The sequence below is a fragment of the Bacteroidota bacterium genome, assembly GCA_034723125.1.
In the GTDB taxonomy this organism is placed as follows: Bacteria; Bacteroidota; Bacteroidia; order CAILMK01; family JAAYUY01; genus JAYEOP01.
In genome coordinates this window covers 1-6,313 of sequence record JAYEOP010000010.1, presented here as the reverse complement: position 1 = coordinate 6,313, position 6,313 = coordinate 1, and the positions used below count along the sequence as shown (strand labels likewise).

General features: G+C 29.9%; 4 protein-coding genes. All 4 read right to left on the bottom strand.

Going from position 1 to position 6,313, the window contains the following annotated elements:
* Positions 1 to 198: 198 nt before the first annotated feature.
* The gene (locus U9R42_00290; GenBank protein MEA3494458.1) at positions 199 to 1,308 is read right to left on the bottom strand and encodes a Fic family protein; all 1,110 of its coding nucleotides are present in this window, start codon (positions 1,306 to 1,308) and stop codon (positions 199 to 201) included.
* 228 nt (positions 1,309 to 1,536) lie between these two features.
* Positions 1,537 to 4,116, bottom strand: a complete 2,580-nt coding sequence (locus U9R42_00285; GenBank protein MEA3494457.1) for a YCF48-related protein — start codon at positions 4,114 to 4,116, stop codon at positions 1,537 to 1,539.
* Between the two features lie 158 nt (positions 4,117 to 4,274).
* Complete coding sequence (locus tag U9R42_00280; protein MEA3494456.1) at positions 4,275 to 4,958, bottom strand: hypothetical protein; 684 nt, start codon at positions 4,956 to 4,958, stop codon at positions 4,275 to 4,277.
* The gene (locus U9R42_00275) at positions 4,955 to 6,103 is read right to left on the bottom strand and encodes an AAA family ATPase (protein ID MEA3494455.1); all 1,149 of its coding nucleotides are present in this window, start codon (positions 6,101 to 6,103) and stop codon (positions 4,955 to 4,957) included. The genes U9R42_00280 and U9R42_00275 overlap by 4 nt, the downstream gene beginning before the upstream one ends.
* Positions 6,104 to 6,313 lie beyond the last annotated feature (210 nt).

Below are 6,313 nucleotides of genomic sequence, written 5' to 3'. Positions count from 1 at the left end.
TATTTATTAATAATGAATATTGAACAAGGAATAAAGAATTTTGAAGTGAAAAGACGATGCTGAGCAACTTTTGTGGTCAGCAAATTTCATTATTCATAATTCCTTGTTCAATATTCGATATTTTCGCAACAATATATATGCTGAGCGGTTTAGGATTATTTGAGGGTTAGTCATATACTCGACTAGGCTTTTTTAGTATTATCCTTCTAATATTCTTAACAAATCATCATTTATATAATAAACCTCAATTCCTTCTTTATGAGCTCTCAATATTCTGTGTGTAACAAGTTCATTAAAATATTTAGTCAACGTTGTTCTTGAAGATTTCTTAATAATTTTTCCTAACACATTTGGCTTTATATATGGTTGACTAAAAATCACTTCGTTAACTTCTTTGTTATACCATTTCATTTTATCCTTTGCATATTCAAGTGTTGAGTCCATTTGTTCCAATATCTCATTAATTAGTTCATTGGTAAGTATAGATGTTTTTTCAATAGCTTCTAACATAAATTTAATCCAAGAATCCCATGAGTTTCGTTGAGTTACAGTTCCTAATTTATAATAATACTCATCTTTATTATGAATAATATATTTTGACATATAGAGTATTGGCTGAGATAATAGGTCTTGACTAACCAAATATAATAAGTTAAGTATTCTTCCTGTTCTACCATTTCCGTCTTGAAATGGATGAATTGCTTCGAATTGGTAATGAAATATACACATTTTTAATAATGGATCAATAGGATATTTTTCATTATTTATAAAGTCAACTAAGTTTCCCATAAGACTTTCAATTTTTCCATCTTTAGTTGGTGGAGTGTATATAATATCTCCTGACCTAAATTCACTTAGCCCCCTTTTTATTACAACCTTTGCTTGGGGAGGTCTATATCCAGAAGTTGTATCTTTTATTTGATTGAAAATACACTTTATTAAAGCCTCATCAATCTTTTTATTTTCGTGTAAAGCATTATAACCAGCCCAAAGAGCTTCACGATAATTTAATACTTCTTTTGTTGCAGGATTAATGTTTTCTTTTTGTTTTGTATCTGAAATTGCTTTATAAAGTTCATCTTCTGTTGTAAAAATATTTTCAATTTCTGTTGATGTCTTAGCTTCTTGTAATGCTATTGTATTTACAAGCATTAATGGATTTGGTAAGCGATTAAGGTTTCCGTTAACTGTTGCTAAAGCCCTTGAAGCCAATACTAATTTTTGCAATATTTTCGGATTATTTTCAATATCCACATTTGGTGGGAGCATTGGTAAATCGTCAAAAGGTTTTTGTCTATCATATTTCATACACACCTTATTTGTTCAATAATTTAGTGTTTTCTAAAAACTATGCAAATATATGTCAAATTAATCAACAAAACAACATAACGTGTCCATTTATTTCGATTTTCTGAACAATCTCGAAAATCAATGCAATAATTGAACATCAATGTTGTATTTGTTCAATTTATTTAAAATATTGGACGAGTGCTGTCTTCTTGGTAAGGCGAATAAATTATTAGAATCTCCTTTTATTTATCTCTTAAAAAATTTTGTTTTATATGTTTTATTATTATTTGAAATAGTTAACAAATAAATTCCATTTTCAAAGTTGTCGATTGCAATTTCGGTTTTCTCATTACACTGTTTCTTTTCTATTAATAATTTGCCATGAATAGAATAAATTTTAATTATTGTTTCTCCTGATGGAAAAGGATTTTCTATGGTTAGTTTATCAGATACAGGACTAGGATATATTCGGAAATTCATTTCAAGCTCACGAATCGCATCTGGTCCGGCTAATATTATAAGAGTTTGCTTTACATCATCAGCAGCTGAAAAATCGTTATTTCCTGCTTGACTGGCTGTTATTTCCACTGTTCCTTTTTTTAATATATGTATTTTATTAGCACTCACTATGCTCGCAATACTACTATTGGAAGATGAATATGATACAGATAGACCGGAACTTGCTACCGCAGTTAATGTAATATCAGGGTCGCCAACAGTGGCACTGTCAAGAGTTCCGAATGTAATGGATTGATTTCCTTTAAGAATTACAAGTGAACGGCTTAGTTGTGTAGCACTTGCATAATTTAAATCTCCGGGTTGATTGGCAAAAATTTGTACTGTTCCTGATTTTAGAGCATTCAGTTTATTGTCTATAATAACGGCTTTTGAATTATCCGCAGAACTAAAAAGTACTTCTAAACCCGAACTTGCGGTTGCAATTAAAACAATTCCTTTATCACCAACTTTTGCAGTATCTATAGGTTGAAAAGAAGTTATGCTCTGAAAATCTTTAGTTTTTAAAATTGTAGAATTCTCTCCAACAATATATCCTACACCTGCACTTGGAAAATGAATAGAGAAAAATGTATTCTCATCAAATTGTGCTTCTTTTGTCCATGAACTTCCTCCATTTGTTGTTACTAATAAAGTTCCATTTAATCCTACAGCATAACCATTGATTGAATCAGTAAAGCAAACAGCATGTAAAGAATTTGACGATTCAGGATTTTGAGCAATCCAGTTTACACCACCATCAGTTGTTTTGTAAATGGTATTAGATATGGATTTCCCACCTACAATATAGCCTTGTTTTGAATTTGTAAATTTGATGGAATACAATTCTTTGTTATCATTTGTTTTGTATTTTGTCCAAGTTGAACCACTATCGTTGGTAGTAAGGATAATGCCACTGGAACTATAGGTGTCATAGCCTACGGCAAAGCCATTCTTTGCATTTATAAAATATACATCATTTAAGTAGCAAAATATATAATCCCTTTTATATGTCCATGTATTCCCACCATCTGTTGTTTTTAATATTACAGAGAATTTTGCTTTATCAGAACCTACCGCATAACCGTTATTAGAATCTATAAAATAAACAGATAAAAAATTTTCTATATTATTGGAATACATTTCAGTCCAGTTGGAACCGCCATTGGTAGTTTTTAAAACTATCCCATTGTTAGCTGCAATGAAGCCTCTACTGGAATCTGTAAAATGAACTGAATTTAAATAATTTTTAGAACCTGCATCTTGTGCTATCCAGCTATCTCCTCCATCTGAAGTTTTGAGAATGGTTCCGTATTCACCTACAATATATCCTGTATTTTCAGTTACAAAAAAAGTTGAATTTAAATCAAATTGATGTGAGAGCAATGTTTTATTAATTACAGTCCAATCAGTTCCTGCATTAGTGGTTTTGTTCATAGCTCCGTAATTACCAACAGTAAATCCATTTTCATAGCTTGAGAAATCTATTGCCTGAATTCTATCATTAGAAGGCATATAATTAGTCCATGTATTTCCTCCATCAGTTGTTTTCATTATTTTAGGATATAATTCAGCTACATATCCTGTGTCTTTGCTGATAAAGCAAGCAGAAATATAATTCCCATAACCGGGATCTATATTTGTAAAATTACTGCCTCCATTTGTTGTTTTAAGAAGAACACCGCTAAATCCAACCACATAGCCATTATTTGCATCTGCAAAGCTTACTGAATAGAAACTATTTGAACTAAATGAATGCGATAAAGTTGACCAGTTACTACCTCCGTTTGTTGTCTTAAGAATAGTGCCTTGGAAACCACAAGCATAACCAACATTTTTATTAGCAAAATTTACCGACAATAAAGTATTAGTTGTTCCTGATGTTTTCTTAGACCAGTTTTTACCTGCATTTGTGGTTTTAAGTATGTAGCCATCATTACCTACAATAATTCCATTATTTACATCAGTAAAAAATACAGAACGCAAATAAGACGCACCTGAAAATTGTTGACTAATCCAAGTATTTCCACCATCTGTTGTTCTTAGAATATTTCCGTTTATACCAACAGCATGTCCATTATCTTTATCAATAAAAAAAATATCCTCAATAGAATAATTAGTTGCTGTTTGTTGACGAACCCAAGTAGTTCCTCCATCATTAGTTTTAAGTATAGTGCCACTATTACCGCAAGCATAGGCAATATTCTTATCAATTACAGAAATACCGTAAAGTGTATTTCCCTGTGGTGTAGGATTCAGCCATTTCCAATTTTGAGCTTGAACAATTTGCATTAAAAATAATGCAGTAATAATCAAAAATATTTTTTTCATAATGTCATTAATTTTAATGCAAACTTACGATTTTATTTTTAATAATTTTTTTCTTTTATCTAACGAACCGCCAAGTACGAGACCCGTACGTACAGTGGTGTGAGAGGTGCACTGGCGGAGATTACTCCGTCAACTGCTTACTCGATTGGTAGTAGTGATTATATTTCTGAATTAACTTTATTGCAAAATTCTATAAAATTTTTAAATGATTTTAAATGATTAGTATTTTCACTTCTTAGAATTAAATTCTCTAAATAGTCTTTATCTACAACACCATTAGGTTTGTTCTTGGAATAACGGATATTTCTTTCCCTCAAAAATTCCGTGCAGTAATCAGCGTGAAATTGAGAATGGGTATTGAAACTTGGATAGAGTCCCATTTTTTCAGGGTCATTATTTTTAACGTTATAAAACTGAACATATTTGATGAGATTTGGGTTCTGTGGATTTAGTTTGAAAACTTTTTTATTACCCAAAAACCAGCTTTCTATACATCTGTTTTGAGGAAGAATTACTAATTCAGTATTATCATTTAATTCAAGATCGTTTTCTTTTAAAAATTCATTTACTTCGTCAATTCTACCATTAACAGTTGTTTCATCAACGTCTAAAATAAGAACTAAGTAGTTAAACTTGTCATATTCATTAACTTCCGCTATAGAGTTTTTAAGATGATTGTGAAGTAGAGATGGAAAACCATTTCCATTAAATAGATAATAATTTTTATTTGAAACTTCATAAGCCCAATTTACAGATTGTAAATCGGGAATTAAATGAGCTAACCAAGCTGGATAAACTTTTTTTTCAGTCCTACGTCCTTCTACAATAATGTATAAATTCATATTTCTAACCCTGTTTGATATTGGTCTAATTGGATTAGTTGCATAAAAGCATCGTGCTTAGATTTTCCTATATTATATTCATCAGGATTGTGAGTATTGACAACTCCCTTTGAACGAGTTACCAGTTTCCAATTTGAATAGCCTATATTATTAATGATATAAGGATGATGACTTGTTAGTATAAATTGGATTTGTCTCTTTGATGAAAGTATATCATTAGTCAGTTCGTTAATACAATTAATACCTAAACTATTTTCAAATTCATCAATTAAAAATACACTACCTTCATTACATAGATAAATTTCACTAATATGAATTAAGCTTCGAAACATACCAGATGAAATATTTTCTTGCTTAATCCACTTATCTACTCCAATTTCTTTAATTTGTATAAAAGGGTATTCTTTAAAGAAAAAAGGAATTTCATCTTCATTTTCGTAATCTAAGGGCTCAACTTTAACATCTTCAACTTGAGGAAAAATATCAATATATCTTTCTTTGATGGTATTGAACGTTTTCGGTGAGTTTTTATACGATAAAAATAGTTTCACCCTAATATCTTCTGTGCTTTCTTGAATTGATTTTAAAGTTTTATGAGACTTTAATAACTTTTGTGTATCTGAAAACCTTATTCTAAAAGCTTCTCTTGTAGAATCCGTTTGGTCACTATAAATAATTTTACCAAAACCTTCAAATGCAGGCTTAAGATCCTCTTCTTCTTTTAATAAATGAATTACACTTTGTTGATTAGGAAGTTTTACGGTTTTAGCATTATTGAAAAGTATAGAATCTTTAGTTCTCTCAACAATTGTTTTGCCATTAAGCAAAAGTTTTTCTTTAATAATAGAAGGTTTATTTCTTTTTATATCATCATCGTCATCATCAGTAAAATCAATATCTCCTTTATTTTCAAATTCTCCACTCCATTCAAATTTTAAATCATCAAGTGTCTCAAAAATGATATTCCAAACTATTCCACTTATTGATTTTCCATTTGCTATTGATTTTAAACGCATTATTGAATTTAAAATTTGAGTTTTTCCAACTCCAGAAGCACCTACCAGTAATGTTAAATTATCGAAGTCAGCATTCTTTAAACTCCATTTAAGAGCTTTATCTTTGTATGTAAGGTTTAATACTTTCATTGTGTTTTAAAATTTCATCAAATTTAGTAAAATTTTCATTATCAGTTTTTACATTACTACCAACGACAGTCTGTCTAATAACTCTAACCACCGATTAAATTTTTGTCAAATATAAGGACATTTCTGCTTTGCTCAAAAATGATTTGCTTTTTTTAGGTTTATTTTTTCTAGAATTTCTTTTGATATTTAAAAATCCTAACTTATTATTTT